The sequence below is a fragment of the Caulobacter sp. 05T431 genome, assembly GCF_056665975.1.
Window position 1 is genome coordinate 91,147 of record NZ_JBFTKU010000017.1, and the last position, 20,322, is coordinate 111,468.

General features: G+C 70.2%; 21 protein-coding genes. 7 read left to right on the forward strand and 14 right to left on the reverse strand.

The window, feature by feature from the left end; all coding sequences use genetic code 11:
• Positions 1-141: 141 nt before the first annotated feature.
• Together AC1U89_RS16390 and AC1U89_RS16395 are read right to left on the reverse strand one after the other, a co-directional pair.
• Positions 142-609: an OmpA family protein gene (locus AC1U89_RS16390; RefSeq protein ID WP_479900752.1), complete on the reverse strand. Its 468-nt coding sequence runs from the start codon at positions 607-609 to the stop codon at positions 142-144.
• Between the two features lie 84 nt (positions 610-693).
• Positions 694-1,035 carry a YMGG-like glycine zipper-containing protein gene (locus AC1U89_RS16395; RefSeq protein WP_477035039.1) on the reverse strand — a complete coding sequence of 114 codons (342 nt, stop codon included), beginning with the start codon at positions 1,033-1,035 and terminating at the stop codon, positions 694-696.
• 132 nt (positions 1,036-1,167) lie between these two features.
• Between AC1U89_RS16395 and AC1U89_RS16400 the strand changes: the two genes are divergently transcribed.
• A complete protein-coding gene (locus AC1U89_RS16400) occupies positions 1,168-2,031 on the forward strand; it encodes a diacylglycerol/lipid kinase family protein (RefSeq protein WP_479900753.1) in 864 nt (287 codons plus the stop codon).
• Entirely contained in the window at positions 2,028-2,879 is an 852-nt protein-coding gene (locus AC1U89_RS16405; RefSeq protein ID WP_479900754.1) for a metallophosphoesterase family protein, read from the forward strand. The genes AC1U89_RS16400 and AC1U89_RS16405 overlap by 4 nt, the downstream gene beginning before the upstream one ends.
• A 13-nt stretch (positions 2,880-2,892) precedes the next feature.
• Here the strand turns inward: AC1U89_RS16405 and AC1U89_RS16410 are convergent, their stop codons facing one another.
• From AC1U89_RS16410 to AC1U89_RS16420, 3 genes are all read right to left on the reverse strand, one after another.
• On the reverse strand, positions 2,893-3,510 hold the full coding sequence (locus AC1U89_RS16410) for a superoxide dismutase (protein ID WP_479900755.1): 618 nt from the start codon (positions 3,508-3,510) through the stop codon (positions 2,893-2,895).
• A gap of 99 nt (positions 3,511-3,609) precedes the next feature.
• A complete protein-coding gene (locus AC1U89_RS16415; protein WP_479900756.1) occupies positions 3,610-3,942 on the reverse strand; it encodes a hypothetical protein in 333 nt (110 codons plus the stop codon).
• A gap of 59 nt (positions 3,943-4,001) precedes the next feature.
• Entirely contained in the window at positions 4,002-4,388 is a 387-nt protein-coding gene (locus AC1U89_RS16420) for a hypothetical protein (protein WP_479900757.1), read from the reverse strand.
• Positions 4,389-4,584: 196 nt separating this feature from the next.
• Here AC1U89_RS16420 and AC1U89_RS16425 point away from each other — a divergent pair, with 196 nt between their 5' ends.
• Positions 4,585-6,501, forward strand: a complete 1,917-nt coding sequence (locus AC1U89_RS16425; protein ID WP_479900758.1) for an HWE histidine kinase domain-containing protein — start codon at positions 4,585-4,587, stop codon at positions 6,499-6,501.
• Positions 6,502-7,135: 634 nt separating this feature from the next.
• Here the strand turns inward: AC1U89_RS16425 and AC1U89_RS16430 are convergent.
• A complete protein-coding gene (locus tag AC1U89_RS16430; protein ID WP_479900759.1) occupies positions 7,136-7,549 on the reverse strand; it encodes a GFA family protein in 414 nt (137 codons plus the stop codon).
• 1 nt (position 7,550) lies between these two features.
• Positions 7,551-8,747: a CaiB/BaiF CoA transferase family protein gene (locus AC1U89_RS16435; protein WP_479900760.1), complete on the reverse strand. Its 1,197-nt coding sequence runs from the start codon at positions 8,745-8,747 to the stop codon at positions 7,551-7,553.
• Between the two features lie 133 nt (positions 8,748-8,880).
• Between AC1U89_RS16435 and AC1U89_RS16440 the strand changes: the two genes are divergently transcribed.
• The gene (locus tag AC1U89_RS16440) at positions 8,881-9,534 is read left to right on the forward strand and encodes a DUF4142 domain-containing protein (RefSeq protein ID WP_479900761.1); all 654 of its coding nucleotides are present in this window, start codon (positions 8,881-8,883) and stop codon (positions 9,532-9,534) included.
• Between the two features lie 39 nt (positions 9,535-9,573).
• Here the strand turns inward: AC1U89_RS16440 and AC1U89_RS16445 are convergent, their stop codons facing one another.
• Genes AC1U89_RS16445 through AC1U89_RS16455 form a run of 3 tightly spaced genes read right to left on the reverse strand, consistent with a single transcriptional unit; the run spans position 9,574 to position 14,508 of the window.
• Positions 9,574-10,011 carry a PaaI family thioesterase gene (locus tag AC1U89_RS16445; protein WP_479900762.1) on the reverse strand — a complete coding sequence of 146 codons (438 nt, stop codon included), beginning with the start codon at positions 10,009-10,011 and terminating at the stop codon, positions 9,574-9,576.
• Positions 10,008-13,619 (reverse strand): ABC transporter permease/M1 family aminopeptidase, encoded by a 3,612-nt coding sequence (locus AC1U89_RS16450; RefSeq protein WP_479900763.1) that lies wholly within the window; start codon positions 13,617-13,619, stop codon positions 10,008-10,010. Before AC1U89_RS16450 ends, AC1U89_RS16445 begins: the two co-directional genes overlap by 4 nt.
• Before the next feature lie 10 nt (positions 13,620-13,629).
• Complete coding sequence (locus AC1U89_RS16455) at positions 13,630-14,508, reverse strand: ABC transporter ATP-binding protein (protein ID WP_479900764.1); 879 nt, start codon at positions 14,506-14,508, stop codon at positions 13,630-13,632.
• A 190-nt stretch (positions 14,509-14,698) separates the two neighbouring features.
• Here AC1U89_RS16455 and AC1U89_RS16460 point away from each other — a divergent pair, with 190 nt between their 5' ends.
• The 3 genes from AC1U89_RS16460 to AC1U89_RS16470 are packed head-to-tail and all read left to right on the forward strand — an operon-like array spanning position 14,699 to position 16,647.
• Positions 14,699-15,376 (forward strand): fumarylacetoacetate hydrolase family protein, encoded by a 678-nt coding sequence (locus AC1U89_RS16460; protein WP_479900765.1) that lies wholly within the window; start codon positions 14,699-14,701, stop codon positions 15,374-15,376.
• A gap of 10 nt (positions 15,377-15,386) precedes the next feature.
• Positions 15,387-16,028, forward strand: a complete 642-nt coding sequence (gene maiA / locus AC1U89_RS16465) for a maleylacetoacetate isomerase (protein WP_479900766.1) — start codon at positions 15,387-15,389, stop codon at positions 16,026-16,028.
• Positions 16,021-16,647 (forward strand): carbonic anhydrase, encoded by a 627-nt coding sequence (locus AC1U89_RS16470; RefSeq protein WP_479900767.1) that lies wholly within the window; start codon positions 16,021-16,023, stop codon positions 16,645-16,647. Before maiA ends, AC1U89_RS16470 begins: the two co-directional genes overlap by 8 nt.
• 29 nt (positions 16,648-16,676) lie before the next feature.
• Here AC1U89_RS16470 and AC1U89_RS16475 read toward each other — a convergent pair whose 3' ends face one another.
• Genes AC1U89_RS16475 through pbpC form a run of 4 tightly spaced genes read right to left on the reverse strand, consistent with a single transcriptional unit; the run spans position 16,677 to position 20,303 of the window.
• Entirely contained in the window at positions 16,677-17,018 is a 342-nt protein-coding gene (locus tag AC1U89_RS16475) for a hypothetical protein (protein WP_479900768.1), read from the reverse strand.
• 49 nt (positions 17,019-17,067) lie between these two features.
• Positions 17,068-17,793 (reverse strand): RES family NAD+ phosphorylase, encoded by a 726-nt coding sequence (locus AC1U89_RS16480; protein ID WP_479900769.1) that lies wholly within the window; start codon positions 17,791-17,793, stop codon positions 17,068-17,070.
• Positions 17,790-18,203 carry an antitoxin Xre-like helix-turn-helix domain-containing protein gene (locus AC1U89_RS16485; RefSeq protein WP_479900770.1) on the reverse strand — a complete coding sequence of 138 codons (414 nt, stop codon included), beginning with the start codon at positions 18,201-18,203 and terminating at the stop codon, positions 17,790-17,792. The genes AC1U89_RS16480 and AC1U89_RS16485 overlap by 4 nt, the downstream gene beginning before the upstream one ends.
• A gap of 51 nt (positions 18,204-18,254) precedes the next feature.
• Positions 18,255-20,303, reverse strand: a complete 2,049-nt coding sequence (gene pbpC / locus AC1U89_RS16490) for a penicillin-binding protein 1C (protein WP_479900771.1) — start codon at positions 20,301-20,303, stop codon at positions 18,255-18,257.
• Between the last annotated feature and the right edge of the window lie 19 nt (positions 20,304-20,322).

Genomic DNA, 20,322 nt, shown 5'->3' on the forward strand with positions numbered 1-20,322 from the left:
TTTTCGATTTGCGGAGGCGGCGACGCCCCCCCGACTTGAGGCTGGTGAAAGCCAGCCTGTCGCCTCCGCACCCCCCTCTTTTGCCCTTCAGGCGGACCCTTTCGGATCCGCCTTTTTTGATGCGCCGAGGGGAAGCCGCGGCTAGTGCAGCTTTCCGTCCAGATCGAACCGGATGTCGGCGCGTCGCCGCAGGGGGCGGGCCTCGCCGTCGCTGGTGGTGGCCCCGGCGTCGCCGGCCGCTCCCACGTCGAATTCCACGTTGGMGTAGCCCATCTTCGCCAGCGCGCGCGTCACCGTGTCGGCCCGCTGCTTGGACACCGCCAGGCTGGCGTCCGGCGAGCCCACGGCGTCGGCCAGTCCGATCACCCGCACCGAGGCCACCTTGCAGCCCGTGGCCAGGGCGTCGGCGCCCTTGAGCACCGAGCGCGCCTCGTTGGTCAGCTTGGCCGACTTGCTCTCGAAATAGATCTGGACCGAGAAGTCCTCGCAGCTGGGCGCGGTCTGCACGATCTGGGACCTGGACTTGGGCCAGGGGCTCTTGCTCGCGCATCCCGCCACCAGGCCGCCCAGAACCACCGCGCCGACGATCGCCATTCCGACTTTCTTCATCGCTTGCCCTCTCTGACGTCACGGCGCGCAAAAGGCGGCCGACACGAGTCGACCGCCTTTACGAAGGTTCAGGCCAGGCCCGACTTAACGGGGGCTGCCGTCTTCCCAGTAGTAACGACCGCTGCGCGAGTCATAGTAGTAATACCGTCCGGCGCGCTCGTCATAGTACTGACGGCGATTGACGTTGGTCGCGCCGCAGCCGCCGTCCTCGCGGCAGCCCTTCACGGCGCCGACGGTGCCGCCCAGGGCCGCGCCGACCAGGGCGCCGGTGGAGGCGCTGCCGCCGCCCACATTGTTGCCGACCACCGCGCCCGCCAGGGCGCCGAGGGCCGCGCCGCCCGCGGCGTTGCGTTCCGTGTTTCCCGTGGCGGTGCAAGCGCTGGCCAGCACGCCGACGCCCAAGAGGGCGATCAAAGTCTTGTTCATCGTGGCTCTCCGTTCGAGCTTGTCCCAGCCACGCAAACGACCTCGCCGCGCCAACGGTTCCGGGAACCGCGATCAAGCGCCGCCGTTTCTTTCGAGCCTTCCCCGCGCGACCGCGCCTTTCTGGAATTTCGCATGCGAGTGGAAGTCGTCACCAACATCGCCTCCGGTTCGGTCGGCAAGGACGCCCCGGCCCAGGCCGAGGCCATCCTGGCCGAGCACGGCGTCACGGGAAGGGTCCACGCCCCCAGCGAAGGCGAGCTGAACGCCTGCCTGCGCGACGCTCTGGACGCCAAGCCCGACGCCATCCTGGTGGTCGCGGGCGACGGCACGGCCCGGGCGGCGGCCGAGATGGCCGGACCCGACGGCCCGATGATCGCGCCCCTGCCCGGCGGCACGATGAACATGCTGCCCCATGCGCTGTACGGCCCCATCCCGTGGCCCCAGGCCATGGCGGAGTGCCTGCAGGGCGGCCGGGAGCGGATGATCTCGGGCGGCGAGATCAACGGCCGGGTGTTCTTCGTCGCCGCCATCCTGGGCAGCCCCGCCCTGTGGGCCGACGCCCGCGAGGCGGCGCGGGCCGGGCGGGCCGACCTGGCCCTGCTGCGCGCCCAGCGGGCCCTGCGCCGCGCCTTCTCCAGCCGGCTGCGCTACGTCCTGGACGGCCGCCCCAAGGGCAAGACCGAAGCGCTGAGCCTGATGACGCCCCTGGTCTCGGCCGACCTGAGTTCCGAGGAGCAGGCCCTGGAAGCCGCCGCCCTGGACCCGGCCGGCGCGCTCGACATCTTCCGTCTGGGCGTCAACACCGTGGCCGGCAACTGGCGCAACGACCCGTCGGTGGTCGTCGGCCGCTGCCGGATCGGCAAGGTCTGGGCGGGCGGGCGGATCCCGGCCATCCTCGACGGCGAGCCGGTGCGCCTGGACGACACGGTTAGCATCCGCTTCCGCCCCAAGGCCTTCCGCGCCCTGGTTCCCGAGGCTGGGGCGCCCGCCAAATGAAGCCGCTGAAGCTGGTCCAGGTCTCCGACATCCATTTCGGGGGCGAGCACAAGGACGCCGTCGAGGCGGCCGTCGCGCGCATCCACGCCGAGCGCCCCGACCTGGTGATCGCCGCCGGCGACCTGACCAAGGACGGCAAGGTGGAAGAGTTCGACGCCGCCCTGGCCTGGCTGAACCGCCTGCCCCAGCCGCGCCTGGTCTCGCCCGGCAATCACGACGTCCCGTTCGCCGGGCCGCGCGAGATCCTGACCCGCCTGGTCGCGCCCTGGCGGCGCTACGAGGACCGGTTCGGCGCGCGGATGAACAGCGACTGGGACGATCCCCGCGCCACGGTGGTCACCCTGAACTCGGCCCGCGCCTTCCAGCTGCGGGCCAACTGGTCCAAGGGCGCTGTGTCGCGCCGCCAGGTCCGTGACGTCTGCGCCGACCTGAAGGGCGCCGCGCCGGGGGCCCTGAAGATCGTGGTCTGCCACCATCCACTGATCGAGATGCTCGGCGGCCCCATGACCGCCAAGGTGCACGGCGGCACGGCGGCCGCCCAGGTCTTCGCCCAGGCGGGCGTCGACCTGGTCCTGACCGGCCACATCCATGCGCCGTTCGTGCATCCCTATCCGTTCTCGGACGGCTGCACCCAGGCGGTCGGCTCGGGCACCCTGTCGGTGCGCGAGCGCGGCGTGCCGCCCAGCTTCAACGTGATCGAGGTCGACGACGTCGACATCCGCATCACCGCCCTGGCCTTCGAGCGGACCCAGTTCGTCACCTTCCGGACCTGGTCGGTGCCGCGCCGCTGCGTCCCCAAGCCCCCAAACGAAAACGGCGCGACCGAAGTCGCGCCGCTCAAGGTCTGAGGCCCGAGAACCCTTAGGCGGGTTCGGGATAGGTCCAGGCCGCGCCCTGGCCCTTGGCCGCGGCGAACTGGGCGTCGGCGAACGCCCAGTTGGGCAGGACGTCGAACCAGGCTTCCAGGAAGCCCTTCCGGTTGTTCTGGTGGTCCAGATAGTAGGCGTGCTCCCAGACGTCGCAGACCAGCAGCGGCGTGATGCCGTCCTTGGTCAGGGTGTCGTCGGCGTCGTGGGTCGAGATCACCACCAGCTTGCCGCCCTGGACGGCCAGCCAGACCCAGCCCGAACCGAAGTGGCCGACGCCCTCGGCGACGAACTTTTCCTTCAAACCGGCCAGATCGCCGAAGGCGTCGGCGATGGCCGCCGACAGCTCGGCGCCCGGACCGGCCTTGTCGGCGCTCATGCACTCCCAGAAGAACTGGTGGTTCCAGATCTGGGCGGCGTTGTTGAACACCTTGCCGGGGCTGGCCTCGCGGATCACCGCTTCCAACGGGCGCTTGTCGCCTTCCGGCAGCAGGCCGTTGAGGGCGTTCACATAGGCCGCGTGGTGCTTGTCGTGGTGGAAATGAAGCGTGTTGGCCGAGATGGTCGGCTCCAGGGCTTCATAGGCGTAGGGGAGGTCGGGGAGTTTGAACATGATCGCTCCAGGGCAAAACGCCCCCGGGAGATGGGCGGGGAGGCCCAGAAAACCAGGGGCGGGAAAGCTCGTCTTGTCGAAAGTCGCCTGGACTCGCGCTTAGCGCGGGGGCGGCTTCTGGGAATCCAGCAGCGCCTTGGCGACGATCGCGGCCAGGGCCGGATTGCGGAAGGCGATGATCCCGGCCGCCAGGCCGGCGCCGACGGTCAGGATCGGACGCTCCTTGACCATCTCGATGGCCTTCTCGGCGAAGGCCAGCGCATCCGGCGCGGGCGGCGGACGATGCCGTTCCTCCGCCTTGAAGGCGGCGATCAGGCCGGCGACGCCGACGATGGCCGCGGCCACGGCGGCGACCACGGCGGCCGCTCCGGCGGCGCCGAGGTGGGGCGCCAGAACCGCGAACAGCGCGAAGGCGGCGGAGACCACGCTCACAGCAGCGGCCGCGGCGATCGCCGCGGCCGCTGCCAGGGTCGTCAGAGTCTTCCCGAAGATCACTTGTCGCGGCCGCCGCGGTTTCCGGCCAGCAGCAGGCCCAGCAGGACGCCGACGCCCAGGCCGGCCAGGGTGGCGGTGATCGGGCGCTCGCGAACGCGCTCGCTGACATAGCGGCTGGCCTCGTCGACCGACTGGCCGGCGGTGTCGGTGTAGGTGCGGGTCTGGGCGCGCAGGGTCTCGAGACCCTGGGTCAGGGACGCCTCTATGCGCTTGGCGGCGTCGGACAGGTTGGCCTTGGCCGAGGCGGCGGCCTCGCTGAGATTGGCGCGGGCGGCGCTGGCCGCTTCGCCGAAGCTGCGCTCGGCGTGATCGAAGGCCGCGCCGGCGTTCGACGAGGCCTTGCTTGCTTCATTCAGGGCGGGGTTCAGGCTGTTGTCGGGCATGAGGATCTCCGGTTCGCGGCTCGGGCTTGTGGGGGGCGGGCAGCGCGAAGCTGCGCCCGCACAACGCAATGCCGACGCGACAAGTTCCATTGTAGCGTCAAGGTTGGAGCTTCACCACAGGTGATCTTCGACGGGATCGGGGAGCTTGGCCTTTATCGATCTCGCGCCCTGCGCGAACCCGGTCTATGTTCGAATCATGGACGATGCGGGCGGAACGCTGGCAGATGATCAGGAGGCGCGGCGGCTGCGCGCCCTCGACGCGCTTCGCGCCTTCGACGGCGACCCGGTCGACCCTCGTTTCGACAGGATCGTCCGCCTGGCCTCGCGCCTGTTCGCCGCCCCCCGCGCGGCCATCCGCCTGATCGGCAAGGACCGGATTTTCCTGAAGGCCAGGGTCGGCTTCGACCATGTGGAGGAGCCGCGCCCCGCCGGCCTGTCCGACCGGCTGCGCGAGACCGGCGTGGTCTCCAGCCACGACCTGGCCGACGATCCGGACCAGCCCCTGCGGCCCTGGCGCGCCGACAGCCGCTTCTTCGCCTGCGCGCCGCTGAAGACGGCCTCGGGCGAGATCGTCGGCCTGCTCACCGTCGAGGACCCCGCCCCGCGCGAGGCCGTCGACCCCGGCCTCGCCGACGCCCTGGCCGACCTGGCCGCCCTGGCGATGGAAGAGCTGCTGCACGACGCCGAGACGGCGCGCAACGTCGCCGAGCGCACGCTGGACAGCGAACGCATCGCCCTGGCCCTGCACGCCGCCAACCTGGGCGAATTCGTCTGGGACATCGTGGCCGACACCGTCCGGGTCAGCGCCCGGATGGCCAGCATCACGGAACTGCCCGAGGGCGTGACCCCCGCCGAGGGCGGCGAGGCCCTGTACGGCTTCGTGCATCCTGACGAGCGCGACGAGATCCGCGACGAGGTCGAGACCCAGCTGCGGACGCAAGGGCGCTACGAGGTCGAGTTCCGGCGGGTGTCGTCCGACCCGAACCGCGTGATCTGGAACCGCGTGGCCGGCCTGCTGGTCAAGGACGCGGCCGGCAAGCCGCTGCGGCTGATCGGCGTAGTCCAGGACGTCACGGCCCGCCGCGACGCCGACGAACAGCGCGAGAACCTGGTCATCGAGCTGGACCACCGCATCAAGAACATCCTGGCGGCCGTGCAGTCGGTGGCCGGCCAGTCGGCCCGCAAGGCCTCGTCGCTGGACGGCTTCCTCAAGGCCTTCAACGGCCGGCTCAAGGCGATGAGCTCGGCCCACGACCTGCTCAGCGCCGCCCGCTGGCGCGGCGCCACCCTGGCCCGGATCGCGGCGGCGGAGCTGGGCGGCCTGGCCCCCAACCAGACCCGCTGGGACGGTCCGGAACTGTTCCTGACGCCCCGCGCGGCGGCCGCCCTGTCGCTGACCCTGCACGAGCTGGCGGTCAACGCCGTGAAGTACGGCTCGCTGTCGGTCGAGAGCGGCCGGGTCGAGGTGGTCTGGCGCGCGGCTCCGGGGGGCGGCTTCAATCTGGAATGGCTGGAGACCGGCGGGCCGATGACCACCCCGCCCGAGGTCCGCGGCTTCGGCATGACCCTGATCGAGGACGTGGTCGGGCGCGAGCTGGGCGGCCAGGCGACCGTCGACTACAAGCGCAGCGGCGTCACGGCCCGGATCCACGCCGCCGCCGACGCCCTGGTCGACGAACCCGAGCCCGACGCCCCGGTCGCGGCGCCCGACGAGCGCATCGTCGAGACCGTGGGCGGCGGCGACGACAGCTTCAAGGCCGGCGACATCGCGGGCCTGAAGGTGCTGATCGTCGAGGACTCCTTGCTGCTGGCCATGGAGCTGGAGGCGGGGCTGGAGGACTCCGGCGTCGAGGTGGTGGGCTGCGCGGCCGAGCTGGCCGAGGCCCTGCAGATGCTGGAGCTGTCGTTCGACGCCGCCGTGCTGGACGCCGACCTCAACGGCCAGTCGGTGGCCCCGGTCGCCGAGGTGCTGCGCCGCGAGGGCCGTCCCTTCGTGTTCGCCACCGGCTATGCCGACAAGGCCGCCCCGATGGGCTTCGACGCCCCGATCGTGCGCAAGCCCTACAACGTCCACCAGATCGCCCGGGCCCTGGCGTCGGTGACGGGGCGGTAGGCTCCGCCTGTTACGGCGGACGAAAGCGGTCGGGTGGGGGCAAGTGCTCACCGGCACGATCTCTCGCTCTCACGCGATCTCTCGCTGAGGGTATGGAAAGGGCTGCGGAGCGCCGGACATCGTCCGGAAGAAATTAGAGAATACCGTTTCGACGAAGCCCGTTCGCTCCGCGCGGTCGTTATCCGCAAGCTCTCGACGCTAGGCCCTGTTGGAGCCGCGCCTTGTCGCCCGCGACGGGCGGGCCAGGCCAACGCGCCTGATCCCGGACCGCGGGCGTCGTCCGCCCGCCTGCTGCTTCATCGACCTTCAGTCACGTCGTATCTGTGGACCACGCCCGACCGGCACCAGAGACTGAAGTTTGGGTCCCGCCTCTACTCAAGCAGAAGGGCCCGCCGACGGAGCTTCCCGCTCGATCGCCCCTCGCCGCCGCATCGGTCGCTGGCCATGCGCCCTTTCCCGCGTCGAGGTGGGACGATTATGCGGCCGCCGGGAAACCCTGCGGGGAATAAAGATTTAGCACAGGGATTTCAGCGGCTTGTCCGCCGCGAGGCCGGGGACATGCGCTCGCGCGTGTCCCCAAGACCAGGCTCCGTGCGAAATCTGGGGACACGCGCAAGCGCATGTCCCCGACCTGTCACCCCGGCAGCCCCTCGAACATCTCCAGCCCCTCCGGGACCACCGCCCAGTCCGGCCGTCCCTTGACGAAGATCGCCACCGTCGGGCGGAACGCCGTCGGGTCGTCCAGCGAGCCGGCATAGATCGTGTGGGAATCCGTCTCGCCGACCGGACCGCCGAACACCAGGCTGGCGCAGACGGGGCAGGTGTTGCGCACGGCGGGCGTGCCGCGCGCCGAAACGCTGGCGAAGGTCCGCGTCGGGCCGCTGAAGGTCAGGTCCTTAGCCGCGAAGGCCATGAACGGGATGAAGCCCGAGCCCGAGGCCTTGCGGCAGTCGCCGCAGTAGCAATGGCCCATGTACAGCGGCGCGCCCCGCGCCTCGTAGCGCAAGGCCCCGCACAGGCAGCCTCCGGCATGCAGCGGCGCGTCCATCCTAGATCACTCCCTTGGCCCGCAGGCCGGCTATGGTCTCGTCCGACAGCTTGGCCACGTCGCGCAGCACCGCGTCGGTGTGCTGGCCCAGGGCCGGCCCCGGCCAGCGGACCCCGCCGGGGGTGTCGGACAGCTTGGGGAAGGCGTTCTGCATCTTCACCGTGCCGAACACCGGGTGGGCGACCTCGACGATCGACTCGCGGGCGGCGAACTGGGGGTCCTTCAGCATGTCCGGCGCGCGATAGACCCGGCCGACGGCCAGGCCGGCGTCCTCCAGCAGGGGCAGAAGCGCCTCGATGTCGTGCTCGACCGTCCAGCCGCCGATCGTGGCGTCCAGCTGGGTCTGGTTGACGCCCCGGGCGGCGTGGTCGCGATAGCGCTCGTCGGTGGCCAGTTCGGGCCGGCCCATGGCGTCGCACAGGCGCTTGAACAGGGTGTCCTGGTTGGCGCCGATCAGGATCAGCTCGCCGCTGCGGGTGGGATAGACGTTGGACGGGGCGATGCCGGGCAGGATCGCGCCGGATCGCTCGCGGACATAGCCCGACAGGTCGTATTCGGTGATCAGGTTCTCCATCACCGTCAGCACGCTTTCGTAGATCGCCGCGTCGACCACCTGGCCCTTGCCGGTGTGCTGGCGGGCGTGCAGGGCCATCATCACGCCCAGGGCGGCGTTCAGCCCCGCCAGGCTGTCGCCGATCGAGATGCCCGCCCGGGCCGGAGGCCGGTCGGCCTCGCCGGTGATGTGGCGGAGGCCCCCCATCGCCTCGCCGATCAGGGCGTAGCCGGCGCGGTGCGAATAGGGACCGGTCTGGCCGAAGCCCGAGACCCGGGCCATGACCAGGCCGGGATTGGTGCGGGCGAGATCCTCGTAGCCCATGCCCCACTTCTCCAGCGTGCCGGGGCGGAAGTTCTCGACCACCACGTCGGCCGTGTCGATCAGGGCGCGGGCCACCTCGCGGCCCTCCGGGGCGCGCAGGTCCAGGGTCACCGAGGTCTTGTTGCGGCCGATCACCGGCCACCAGGGCGAATGGCCCTTGGGCTTGGTGCGGCCCCACTGGCGCATCGGGTCGCCGGCCTTGGGGTCTTCCAGCTTGATCACCTCGGCGCCGAAATCGCCCAGCACCTGGCCGCAGAAGGGCCCCGCGATCAGCGATCCCATCTCGACGACCCGCAAGCCGTTCAGCGGCGCTTCGGCCATGCCCACACTCCCCTTTTCGCCCCGCGGGCGCTCACGGAACCATCACGGCGACGTGAAGTTTTCTATGCCTCGGCGCAAGCGCGGCGCCTTCGGACACTCAACGTTCTAGAAAAACGCGCAGGGAAAGAAAGCCATGACCCGTAAGCTTCTCATCGTCGGCGCCGCCATCGCGGCCCTCAGCGTCGCGGCCTGCAACCAGAAACCCGACGAGACCAAGGGCGCCGCCACCCCCGCCGAACAGGCCGCCACGCCCGACGCCAACCCCGCCGCCACCGTCCCGACCCCGTCGGACGAGACCAAGGCCGACGTGTTCGTCGCCAAGGCCGCCGCCAGCGACATGTTCGAGATCGAAGCCGGCAAGCTGGTCGCCAAGCGTTCGACCAATCCCGACGTCAAGAAGTTCGCCGCCGCGATGGTGAAGGCGCACACCAAGACGACGGAAGACCTGAAGGCCGCCATCGCCGCCTCGGGCGCGTCGATCGCCCCGCCGACCGCCCTGCCTGAAGACCTGCAAGGCAAGCTCGACGACCTGACCAAGGCCGACGCCAAGGACTTCGACAAGAAGTACGCCGACAGCCAGGTCGACGCCCACCAAGCGGCCCTGAACCTGCTGCAGCGCTACGCCCAGGACGGCGACACCCCCGCCATCAAGGCCTTCGCCGCCGCCACGGCCCCGGCCGTGCAGGAGCACCTGAACATGGCCGAGGGCCTGAAGAACGGCTTCGACACCGGCAAGGACGTGGCCAAGGCCGAGGAAAAGGTCGCCAAGGAAAAGGCCGGAAACTAGGTCCGACCAAAGGGACGCGCCTGACGGCGCGGACCCGTCTCAAGGAATCGCGTAGGCGACCGTCGCCCTGGCGGCGGCTCGCTCGCGCGATTCCGACCAGATCAGCACGTCGACCGTGGCGATGCGCCGGCCCAGCTTGAGCAGGGTCGCCTCGGCGTAGAGGTCGCCCGGCTTGGCCCCGCGCAGGAAGTGGATGGTCAGGGACGAGGTCACGGCCATGGCCACCTCGCCGATATGGGCCAGGATCACCGCATAGGCCGCCGAGTCGGCCATGGCCATCTGGGTCGGCCCCGAGATCAGCCCGCCCGGCCGCAGGGCCCGGCTGGCGAAGGCCTGGCGCATCAGCACCCGCCCCGGCTCGGCCTCGAGCACCACCGGCAGATGGGGCCCCGCCTCCGGGAAGGCCTTGGCCAGGAAGACGTTCAGCGCCGCCGCGTCCAGCCTCAACGCCTCCGCGCTCGGCCCGTCGCCGCTCATCGCATCTCGACCTTGGCGACGTTGTCGTCGCCGTTGCGGTCGATGACGAAGTTGTAGGGGTCGACGCCGGCGACCTTGGGCAGGGTCGTGGTGACGAAATTCAGGGTCTGGGTCCCCGACCGGATCGGCCGACGTTCGAAGGCCACCACCTTGTCGGCCCCGAAGCCCTTCTTGCCCGGCTCCAGGGTGAACAGGCCGATGTCCATCGGCTCGCTCATCGGCGCCTCGGCCTCCTGGCCGCGGCCCTGAGCGTAGAGCTTGCGGGCCGTGACCGTCAGGGTGACGTCGTAGCGGCCGTCGGGCCGCTTGTGGGCCGTGGCCGCCGTGGTCTTCAGGTCATAGAGGGTGATCTTCTCGAACAGGTCGGTGATCAGGGCCTGCTTGTCGGCGGGGACCTCGGCGCGCAGGGCGGCCAGGAAGTCCAGGGTGGTGGGATAGGGCGCGCCCTTGAAGGCGTGGTCGGCGATCAGCTTGCGCAGGGCGCGGTTGACCGTCTCCTCGCCCACCTCGTGCTGCAGCCGGTACATGACCAGCGAACCCTTGCGGTAGTGGATGTACGGCTGGTTCTCGACCCGGGCCAGGGGCTGCTCCTCCAGCGGGTCGCCGCCACGGGCGCGCAGATAGCTGTTCAGCTCGAACTTCAGGAACTTGCGGATCTGGGCCTCGCCGTACATCCGCTTCATGACCATCAGCGCCGAGTACTGGGCGAAGGTCTCGCTCAGCATCGTGCCGCCCTGCTGGTCGGCCCCGATCACCTGGTGGGCCCACCACTGGTGGCCGATCTCGTGGGCGCCGACATAGGTGACCATGTCGATCTTCTCGGGATCGTCGTACTTGGCGATGAAGAACAGGTTCTCCGACCACGGGATGGTGTTGGCGAACGACTGGGCGAAGTCGGCGTAGCCCGGGAACTCCTGGAACCGCAGCTGGCGGAACTGGTAGGGGCTGAAATTGGCCTGGTAGTAGTCCAGCGAGGCCTTCATCCCGGTCTTCATCCGCTCGATGTTCCACGGATGGTGCGGGTCGTAATAGATCGCCAGGTCCACGCCCTTGTAGCGGTCGCGGGCCACGGCGTAGCGGGCCGACTGGATCGACAGATAGGGCAGGATCGGGGCCTCGGTCACGAACCGCGCCGTGCGTCGGTCGCCCTGGACCTGGTTGGAGACCTCGTAGCCCGGCGCGATCGGCGTCTGGTCGGCGTCGGTGGTGACGGTGATGTCCGACGACACGAAGTCGGCGTCATGGCGCAGGCCGTTGAACTGGCGGCTGGCGATGTCGCCCAGCTTGGGCATGCGGCGCTCGGGCGGCAAGCCGTACTTGCGGCGCTTGGCGCGATCCTGCAGCAGGCCGTCGCGGCTCATGCCCAGCATCGGCGCGATCTCGGTGTTGTCGATGAAGGTCCCGTTGTCGACCACCCGGGTGTCGTCGCCCCGGTTGCGGAAGCCCCTCTGGGCGCGCTCGGTGATGAAGCTCATCATCCGCCGCTCGCCCGGTTTCATCGGCGTGTCGAAGGCGAAGATCCGGTAGTTGAAGCGGTCATAGGTCTGCTTGGAGCGGGCCCCTTCGATCGACAGCCCCTTGACCTTCAGGTCGCGGTCGAAGCGGACGTGGATCTCCTTCAGCGTCTCGCCGCTGCGGTTCTCCAGGGTGTAGACGCCCTTGGTGTCGATGCGCGGATCGTGCGGATGCAGGTCGACGTCCAGCTTCATCGCCACGATCTTGGGCTGCGGCGTGTTCTCGAAGCGCAGCAGGGTCTTCTCGTAGTCGGCCTGCCACTTTTCGTTGTCGATGCGGGTGCGGTAGACGTTCCAGACGTTGGTGTTGACGTAGATGAACGCCCCGCTGGCCGCGAACAGCACGGCGGCGGCGGCGAAGGTCAGCCCGGCCTTGCCGGTCAGGCGCTGGGGCAGGCGGCGCAGGCGCGGCCACAGGCGGGTCTCGGTCCCGCGCCGCCACAGGGCGTAGGCCAGCACCACCAGTCCGGCGGCGAAGGCGCTCCAATAGACCCGCACCCACCAGGCGCCGATCCAGAACTTGCCCAGGCGGTTGATGTCGGAGGTGGGGACCATCGGCCCCACCAGCCCGCCGCCGCCGTAGTTGTAKAGGCGGTGCTCCCAGCCGAGGTTGGAGAAGGTCATGCCGGCCACGATGTAGAGCACCATCAGGCCCCAGCCGACGAACTTGTGCGGGCTCAGCACCTGCAGGAACACCGCCAGCACGGCCGTCAGCACCAGGCTCACCGACATCGGCGCGACGTACCACAGCAGGTACTTGTCGAACTCGAAGCCGAAATAGCCGTGCGCCGCCTGGCTGATCACGGCGGCCAGCACGCTGACCAGCAGGGTCGAGATCAGCACCAGCGAGATCGCCGCCACCTTGGGCGCGACGAAGGCCCAGTCGGCGACGGGCGTGGAGTCGATGATCTCGTGGGTCTTGCGGTCGCGCTCGCGCCAGACCAGCTCGCCCGCGTAGTAGATCGAGATGATCACCGGGATCAGGGTGAACGAGCCGATCAGCGGGTTCAGCAGCATCCGGGTCAGCGGATAGATCGAGCCGCCGTAGCTGGTGTCGTCGGTGGCGAACCACAGCGAACCGGCCGCGTTGAACAGGCCCAGCGCCAGCAGCACGAAATAGGCCGGGCTCTTGAACACCTGGCCCATGTCCAGCCGGGTGCGGGCGACCAGCTGGGCCCAGGCCCACCGACCGTCGAAGCGGGGATGGACCGGGGCGGCCAGGATCGCCGGCGCCGTCTCGGCCGCGGCCTCGGCCCGCTTCTGGCGGCGACGGGCCTTGCGCGCCTTGCCCGACAACTCGGGCGACTGCAGGCGGAAGCCGAAATGCGCCGCCACCAGGAAGACGACCGACAGCGCCAGGACGAAGACGCGGTTGAACAGCAGCACCCCGTCCAGGGGCGGGACGACCGTGTTGCGCTCGCTGACCGTCCAGTACTTGCTGACCAGGCCGTAGGCCGAGCCGCCCAGCGGCTCCCACAGGGCCACGGCGTGCTCGAACTCCGGCTTGTTCAGGGCGATGTTGGCCACCACCCAGACCACCAGGAAGGCGATCACCCCGACATAGGTCCACATCATCGACCGGGTCACCGTGGCCAGGGCGAAGAACATGGTCGAGGTCAGGATCAGGGTCGGCAGGGCGACCACGCCGTAGGCGAACAGGTAGGCGTCCCAGCGGTTGGGACCCAGCAGCTCGCTGTCGACCCACGGCATGTGCGAGCCCAGCCAGATGGCGGCCGGCACCACCAGGAACGAGATCGCCGCGGCCAGCAGCGCCCCCGTGAAGCGGCCGTACAGGTAGTCGAACTTGGTCAGGCGCGTGGCCCGCAGGATGGGCCCGAAACCCGTCTCGTCGTCGCGCACCACCACGTTCGAGACGAAGGCCGTGGTCACGAACATGTAGAACAACGAGAAGACGATGCAGGCCTGGGCCAGGGCGTAGGGGCCGTTGCGATGGTCGCTGGGCCCCAGGCCGATCGAGAAGTTGCTGACCGTGGTGATGGCGAAGGCCAGCAGGAAGAAGATGACCGCCACCACCCAGAAGACGGGCGACTTCAGCTGGTAGCGCAGTTCGAAGCCCGCGATCTTGCCAAACATCCGGACGCCCTCAGGCCGCGCGACGGGTCGTGGAGAGGGTCGAGAAGTAGACGTCCTCCAGCCCGCCCCCGACCTGGACGAAGCCGGCCCCCGGGTCCCGGTCGGCCAGGACGTGGATCACCGTGCGGCCGCCCAGCAGGCGGGTCGAGATCACCTGGTGATGCGCCTTGGCCGCCTCGAGCTCGGCCTTGTCGATGACCTTCTTCCAGATGCGGCCGTCCAGCTGGCGCACCAGGTCGGCGGGGGCGCCTTCCTTGACGATCCGGCCGTTGCAGATGATCGCCATGGCCTGGCAGAGGTCGGAGACGTCCTCGACGATGTGGGTGGACAGGATCACCACCACGTTCTCGCCGATCTCGGCCAGCAGGTTCAGGAAGCGGTTGCGCTCCTCGGGGTCGAGGCCGGCGGTGGGCTCGTCGACGATGATCAGGCGCGGATCGCCGATCAGGGCCTGGGCGATGCCGAAGCGCTGGCGCATGCCGCCCGAGAAGCCGGCGATGGCCTTCTTGCGCACGTCCCACAGATTGACCTGGTTGAGCAGGCTCTCGACCACGGCCTTGCGGTCCTTGCCGTCGGCGATGCCCTTCAGCACGGCCATGTGGTCGAGCATGTCGTAGGCGCTGACGCGGGGATAGACGCCGAAGTCCTGCGGCAGGTAGCCCAGGGTGCGGCGCAGCTGGTCGGGCGACTTCAGCACGTCGATGTCGCCGAACCGGATATGGCCCGACGTGGGGGCCTGCAGGGTGGCGACCGTGCGCATCAGGGTCGACTTGCCGGCGCCGTTCGGACCCAGCAGGCCGTACATGCCGCCGGGTATCGTCAGGTTGACCTCGTCGAGGGCCTTCACGCCGTTGGCGTAGACGTGAGTCAGGTTCTCGATGATCAGCATCGTCGGTCCCGGGCCCCTTCGACGTTGGCGTGGCGGGTTTTCGCCACAATTGCCTACCCGTCATGCCTTGTCGTCGCAGGTCGGGGCAAGTGAAAGAACGTTTAGACGCGCGGCATGGCCGTCGTGTTGCAGGATCATGTCCTCGCGAAGGTGACTTTTGGCGAAGCGGGTTTGGGTCTAATCAGGCGCCATGACGCACTTCGCCTTCCCCCCGCCCGCCCAATCCACGGTTCCGGTCGAAGGGAGCGATTCCGTCTTCCCCGTCCGCCGGATCCTCTGCGTCGGCCGCAACTACGCCGCCCACGCCCGCGAGATGGGGGCCGACACCCGCGATCCGCCGTTCTTCTTCGCCAAGCCGGCCGATGCGGTGGTGGTGGGCGACAAGGTCCCCTACCCGGTCGCCACCCACGACCTGCACCACGAGATCGAGCTGGTGGTCGCCCTGAAGTCGGGCGGCGCCAACATCGCCGTCGAAGAGGCCATGAGCCACATCTTCGGCTACGCGGTCGGGGTCGACCTGACCCGCCGCGACCTGCAGGCCGCCGCCAAGGCCAAGAGCCATCCCTGGGACGCCGCCAAGGGCTTCGACGCCAGCGCCCCGATCAGCGCCATCGTCCCGGCCGACAAGGCCCACCCCGACGGGGCGATCACCCTGACCGTCGACGGCCAGCCGCGCCAGGCCGGCCAGATCGCCGACATGATCTGGACGATCCCCGAGATCATCGCCGAGGCCTCCAAGCTGTGGACCCTGGCGGCCGGCGACCTGATCTTCACCGGCACCCCCGAGGGCGTGGCCGCCATCGGTCGCGGCGACCGGGTCGATGGCGCGGTCGAGGGCGTCGGCCGGCTGACCTTCACCCTGGTCTAGGAGCGCGGCGATGAAGCTCGTCCTGCACGGCGCCTGGCGGTCCAGCGCCGCCTACCGGGTGCGGATCGGCCTGAACCTCAAGGGCCTGGCCTATGAGACCGCGCCGGTGAACCTGGTCGACAACCAGCACCAAGCCCCCGCCTTCGCGACCCTGAACCCGCAGAAGCTGGTGCCGGCCCTGGAGGTCGACGGCCGGGTGCTGACCCAGAGCCTGGCCATCCTGGACTGGCTGGAGGAAGCCTGTCCCGAGCCCGCCCTGCTGCCGGCCGACCCGCTGGCCCGCGCCCAGGCCCGGGCCATGGCCCAGGTCATCGCCTGCGACATCCACCCGGTGAACAACCTGCGCATCCTGCGGGCCCTGACCGGCCTGGGCGTCGACGAGCCCGGCCGCGAGGCCTGGATCCAGCGCTGGATCATCGACGGCTTCCAGGCCCTGGAAGCCATGATCATCGAGCACGGCGGCCAGTACGCCTTCGGCGACACGCCCGGCCTGGTCGATTGCTGCCTGGTCCCGCAGGTCTATAACGCCGAGCGGTTCAAGACCGACCTGTCGCCGTTCCCCGCCCTGCGCGCGGTCGCCGCCCGCGCCCTCGAACACCCGGCCTTCGCCGCCGCCCATCCCAACCAACAGCCGGACGCCATCCATGCTTGAAGACCTGAAGAGCAACAACCTGGCCTGGTCGCTGCGCAAGACCGAGGCCGATCCCCAGTTCTTCAAGCGCCTGGAGGGCCAGCAGAGCCCCGAATACCTGTGGATCGGCTGCAGCGACAGCCGCGTGCCCGCCAACGAGATCGTCGGCCTGGACCCGGGCGAGCTGTTCGTCCACCGCAACGTCGCCAACCTGGCCCCGCCGCAGGACGCCAACTACCTGTCGGTGCTGCAGTTCGCGGTCGACGTGCTGAAGGTCAAGCACATCATGGTCGTGGGCCACTACGGCTGCGGCGGCGTGGCGGCGGCCATCGACGGCAAACGCCGAGGGCTGGTCGACCACTGGCTGCACCCGATCCGTGAGGTCCACGCCGAGCACAAGCACGAGCTGGAGGCCATCGGCGACGAGAAGTCGATGCTCAACCGCCTGTGCGAGCTGAACGTCGCCCGCCAGGTGCGCAACGTCGCCGCCGACGTCTTCGTCCAGGACGCCTGGGCGCGCGGCCAATCGCTGGCCGTGCACGGCTGGGTCTATTCGCTGTCGAACGGCCTGGTGACGGACCTGGAAGTCGGCATCTCTAGCCTCGAGGACTACCAGAAGGCGGTCGGCGGGCCCTGCTGAGCGGCGCCGCCCCTGCGGCGCGGAGCGGCCTAGCCGCCGAGCGCCGGACCGCCCAGGACCGCGGCCCGGGCGAAAACCGCCAGCACCAGGATCAGGCTCAGCGGGAACAGGACCCGCACCGCGATCACCAGGCGCGACACCAGCCGATCGCCGATTTGCGCGTGGCGGCCGCTGAACACGAAGCCGAGCACCGCCCAGAGGTCGCCCGGCGCGATCGACCATTGCCGGAACTCGAGGCTCGGCGCGTCGAGACCAGGCCGCTGGACCTTCAGCCGCCCCAGGCGGAACCCCACGCTGAACAACGAGGCCAAATAGGCCACGACGATCAGCCAGGTGACGCCGAACTGGACGATGAAATCGAAGGGGATCATGGGCGCTCCAAGGTCAGGTCCCGGATAGGAAGGCTCCAGGCCAAGCTTGTCAAAGAGGCGCGGCTTCCACCCGGAACACCTTGCCCGTCGCCGGCTCGCGGATCAGATCCACCCGGGCCCCGTCCCAGTGGTAGTCCAGATGGCGGCCCTGGACGGGGTTCGCGGCCAGGTCGGGATAGAACAAGCCCACGCACTGGCCGCCCGGATGGCGTTGGCTGGGATAGACCACCCCCTCCGAGCCGGCGGCGCGCAGCCCCGCGCCCAGGGCCTGGCCCGGGCCGTAGTCGTCCGGATCCAGCGCCGGGGCGAAGGCCGGATCGCCGCCGCGCAGGTCGTGCAGGGCGGCGCGCACGTCCAGCACGATCTCGCGGAACTGCGAGGTCCAGCCCGGCGCCTGGGCGGTGGCGGCCATGAACAGTCCGTGGTGGTGGATCGTCTCCGACAGGGCGACCTCGAAGCGTTCGGCCACGTACAGCACCCCGTACGCCCCGGCGCTGAACCGGCTGGGCCGGTCGGAGCTGACATGGGTGAACGGCGCCATCAGGTAGCTGGCCCCGGCGCCCGCCACCCAGCGGTCCTGGGGCACCAGGTCCAAGTTGCCGAGGGTCTCCATCAGGCGCGGATTGGTCTTCTGCTCGGCGGCGATCAGCAGCGGCCAGTCGGCGGGATCGGCGATGTCCTCGAACAGGTCGATCGGCGGCCAGGCGCTGCGGATGACGCGGACCGCCCCGCGCCAGGACACCGGCGCGCGCGGGATCTTCGCCAAATCGATCACCAGGCCCCGCGCTCGGCGTCCAGGTAGCGGCGCACCCGCATCAGGTCGGTCAGCTCGCCGCCCAGCATCACCCGCAGGGCCGAGCGCCCGCCGAATGCGGCGTTGGGAGCCTTGATCCAGGCGTAGCCGCGCTGGGGCTCCTGGAAGATCAGCCGCAGGGCCTTGTGGACGCCCATCAGGTTCGACAGCCGGGCCTTGCCGTCGCGGTTGATCCGCCCGATCTCGCCGGCCTTCCAGCGGCGATAGGTGCGCACCGGCTGGTCCAGCAGGATCGCGGCCTCGTCGTCGGTCACGCCCCAAAGCTTCAACAGGTTGACCGCGGCGCGGAACATGGCGGCGGCTTCGGCGTCCGAGATCGGCTCGGGCGCGAAGGCCTTGGGTTCGGTGTCGACCAGGGTGACGAGGGACATCGGATTACCTCTTTGGCCGAATATAGCAATTCTACTGCCAAATGGCAACTTTCAGCCGGTCGGCGCCTTGATGCGCACCCGCGCCGAGGCCGCGCGGCCCTGGCCGTCCACCACCTTCAGCCGGTAGAAGCCCGGCGCGGCCGGACGCCAGATCACCTTGCCGCTGACCGGGTCGGCCGACAGGGGCGCGCCGGCCACGTACCAGGTCAGGTCCTCGCCGCCCGCCGCCATGACCAGGCCGCGCGAGCCGGCGCCGACGCTGTCGACCTGCACGGTGGCGCCGTCGGGCGGGAAGATCAGGCGGGGACCTTCCGAGGCCTGCCGCAGGCGCTGCAGGGCGCCCGGCGCGGCCTTGGGCGCGATGGGCCGGGGCGCGATCGTCGGGGCGTCTATGACGTCGGCCACGTCGAACAGCAGGGGCAGGGCCGCGTCGCGTCCGGTCAGGCCGCCGCGCGCCCCGCCGTCGGCCCGGCCCGTCCAGACGATGATGGCGTAGCCGCCGACYACCCCCGCCGCCACGGCGTCGCGGAAGCCGTACGAGGTGCCGGTCTTGAAGGCCATGGCCGGCCCGCCCCGGGTCAGGGCCGAGGGGGCGCGGCCGCGTGGGGCTGGGGCCTCGCGCAGGATGTCCAGCACTTGGGCGGCGGCCTCGGGCCGGACGATGCGGGTCCCGCCCTGGTGTTCGCGCTGCTTGGCCTCGGCCTCCGTGAAGGCCAGGGGCTTGGCCACGCCGCCGTCGCCGAGGGCCGCATAGAGCACGGCCATGTCGCGCGGCGTGATCCCCGCCCCGCCCAGGGCCAGGGCCAGGCCCGAGCCCTCGCGCGCCGTCTTTGGCCGCACCAGCTTCACGCCCCCGCTCTCCAGCCGCGCGGCGAAGGCGTCGGGGCCGATCTTCTCCAGGGTGGCCACGGCCGGGACGTTCAGCGAATAGGCCAGGGCCTCGCGGGCCGTGACCTTGTCATGGAACACGTGGTCGAAGTTCTCGGGCTGGTAGTCGGCGAAGCGGGTGGCGGCGTCGTCGATCTGGGTGTCCGGCGCCAGGGCTCCGTCGTCGAAGGCGAAGGCATAGATGAAGGGCTTCAAGGCCGAGCCGGGCGAACGCACGGCCCGGGTCAGGTCGATCCAGCCGCCGGGGCGCTGGCGCCCCGCCGAGCCGACCAGGGCCCGCACCGCCCGGCCCTTGATCTGGACCACCAGGATGGCGGCGGTKACGTCCGGCCCTTGGGCGGCGGCGACCGCGGCGGCCATCGGCTCGAGGCGCGCCTGGAGGTCGGCGTCGATCGTCGAGACCACGCTGGGCTGGCTGGGCGGCGCCGCCAGGGCCAGCTCGCCCGCCGCGTGCCAGGCCAGGGCCGGGAACGAGGCGCGCCTGGGCAGGGGTTCGGCGTCCGCCTCGCTGGCGGCGGCCTCGGTCAGGACGTGGGCGCGGACCATCTTGTCCAGCACCGCGCGACGGGCGGCGCGGGCGGCCTCGGGGTGGCGGTCGGGACGGCGGGCTTCGGGCGACTGCGGCAGGGCGATCAGCAGGGCCTGCTCGCCGTCGGTCAGGCTGGTGGGCTCATGGCCGAAATAGGCCAGGCTGGCGGCCCGCACCCCCTCCAGGTTTCCGCCGTAGGGCGCCAGGGTCAGGTAGAGGGCCAGGGTCTGGTCCTTGGTCAGCCGGGCCTCCAGCTGAGCGGCGCGGACCATCTCGATCAGCTTGGAGGGGAGGTTGCGCGGCCGGGGCTCAAGCAGGCGCGCGGTCTGCATGGTCAGGGTCGAGGCCCCCGAGGTGACGCGGCCATGGATCGCCGCCGAGCCGATCGCCCGGGCCAGGGCCAGGGGATCGACGCCCAGGTGGCGACGGAACCGGGCGTCCTCGACGGCGATCAGGCGCTTCTGAAACGTCTTGTCGGTGCGCTGGAGGTCCGCCCGCACCCGCCAGCGTCCGTCCTCGACCGGCAGAGCGCGCAGCCAGGCGCCGCGATGGTCCAGCACCACGGGCGACGAGCGCCGGGCGCGGGCCATGTCGGGCGGAAAGGCAGCGTTCAGGGCGAACAGCACGACCTGGAGGGCGAGGAAGCCGACCAGGACGCGGGTGAGGCGGGGGATGGTGAACATCGAAACTTCAGCTTCACGC

What these genes read in the sequence shown, in the direction of transcription:
- AC1U89_RS16395 (WP_477035039.1), bottom strand. Translation starts at nt 1,035, where the DNA reads ATGAACAAGACTTTGATCGCCCTCTTGGGCGTCGGCGTGCTGGCCAGC.
- AC1U89_RS16400 (WP_479900753.1), top strand. Translation starts at nt 1,168, where the DNA reads ATGCGAGTGGAAGTCGTCACCAACATCGCCTCCGGTTCGGTCGGCAAG.
- AC1U89_RS16405 (WP_479900754.1), top strand. Translation starts at nt 2,028, where the DNA reads ATGAAGCCGCTGAAGCTGGTCCAGGTCTCCGACATCCATTTCGGGGGC.
- AC1U89_RS16410 (WP_479900755.1), bottom strand. Translation starts at nt 3,510, where the DNA reads ATGTTCAAACTCCCCGACCTCCCCTACGCCTATGAAGCCCTGGAGCCG.
- AC1U89_RS16420 (WP_479900757.1), bottom strand. Translation starts at nt 4,388, where the DNA reads ATGCCCGACAACAGCCTGAACCCCGCCCTGAATGAAGCAAGCAAGGCC.
- AC1U89_RS16425 (WP_479900758.1), top strand. Translation starts at nt 4,585, where the DNA reads ATGGACGATGCGGGCGGAACGCTGGCAGATGATCAGGAGGCGCGGCGG.
- AC1U89_RS16430 (WP_479900759.1), bottom strand. Translation starts at nt 7,549, where the DNA reads ATGGACGCGCCGCTGCATGCCGGAGGCTGCCTGTGCGGGGCCTTGCGC.
- AC1U89_RS16435 (WP_479900760.1), bottom strand. Translation starts at nt 8,747, where the DNA reads ATGGCCGAAGCGCCGCTGAACGGCTTGCGGGTCGTCGAGATGGGATCG.
- AC1U89_RS16440 (WP_479900761.1), top strand. Translation starts at nt 8,881, where the DNA reads ATGACCCGTAAGCTTCTCATCGTCGGCGCCGCCATCGCGGCCCTCAGC.
- AC1U89_RS16445 (WP_479900762.1), bottom strand. Translation starts at nt 10,011, where the DNA reads ATGAGCGGCGACGGGCCGAGCGCGGAGGCGTTGAGGCTGGACGCGGCG.
- AC1U89_RS16455 (WP_479900764.1), bottom strand. Translation starts at nt 14,508, where the DNA reads ATGCTGATCATCGAGAACCTGACTCACGTCTACGCCAACGGCGTGAAG.
- AC1U89_RS16460 (WP_479900765.1), top strand. Translation starts at nt 14,699, where the DNA reads ATGACGCACTTCGCCTTCCCCCCGCCCGCCCAATCCACGGTTCCGGTC.
- maiA (WP_479900766.1), top strand. Translation starts at nt 15,387, where the DNA reads ATGAAGCTCGTCCTGCACGGCGCCTGGCGGTCCAGCGCCGCCTACCGG.
- AC1U89_RS16470 (WP_479900767.1), top strand. Translation starts at nt 16,021, where the DNA reads ATGCTTGAAGACCTGAAGAGCAACAACCTGGCCTGGTCGCTGCGCAAG.
- AC1U89_RS16475 (WP_479900768.1), bottom strand. Translation starts at nt 17,018, where the DNA reads ATGATCCCCTTCGATTTCATCGTCCAGTTCGGCGTCACCTGGCTGATC.
- AC1U89_RS16485 (WP_479900770.1), bottom strand. Translation starts at nt 18,203, where the DNA reads ATGTCCCTCGTCACCCTGGTCGACACCGAACCCAAGGCCTTCGCGCCC.